Raw genomic sequence first — 776 nt, forward strand, 5'->3', positions numbered from 1 at the left:
GACTTCAGCCTTACGGGCAACACCCTGACGCTGACCCTGGAGAACGGGGGCACGCAAGATGTGGACCTCTCAGGCTATGTCTCCACCGACGACCAGAACATCTCCGGATCTTCTTTGGTGGGGACTGACCTGACCATCGGGATTGAGAACGGGACCTCGGAGACCATCGACCTGTCATCCCTGGTAGACGATGCTGATGCAGACCCGGGTAATGAGTACAACACTTCGGTAGGGGTAGTTGCCGGTGCTGTAGCTGTAACCGATGGGGGCGGCACCCTGTCGGCACCCCTGATTAGTGGGGATGCAAACAATGATATTGCCGTCGGTTCCGATGGGGCCCTGTATTTGAACGTTGCTTCGGTTACTATATCCGAAACAGTCACGAACCTTACCGATAATGCGGACGGGAGCTTCACATATGTCAATGAAAGCGGGATTTCCCAGACCATCAATAAAGCGGATGTAACGGACAATGGAAATGGCACCTATACCTTTACCAATAATGACGGGACTGATGTGATCCTGGATACGCGGGCCACGTCGAATCCGTATGATAATAGTGGATCGGGCCTTGCAGCTACCACTACACAGGCGGCTATCGATGAGTTAGCTGTGGGTAGCACCGACGACCAGGGGCTTAGCCTGAGCGGCAATACCCTGACCCTGGAAGACGGGGGCAGTGTGGATCTGACGCCCTACCTGGACAACACGGACGACCAGCAGATCACGGACTTCAGCCTTACGGGCAACACCCTGACGCTGACCCTGGAGAACGG

Annotated in this window: 1 pseudogene; it reads left to right on the forward strand. The window is 55.5% G+C overall.

Going from position 1 to position 776, the window contains the following annotated elements:
- A pseudogene (locus NG653_RS14625) lies at positions 1-776 on the forward strand (hypothetical protein); the annotation flags it as partial.

The organism is Robiginitalea marina (assembly GCF_024006985.1).
Classification (GTDB): domain Bacteria; phylum Bacteroidota; class Bacteroidia; order Flavobacteriales; family Flavobacteriaceae; genus Robiginitalea; species Robiginitalea marina.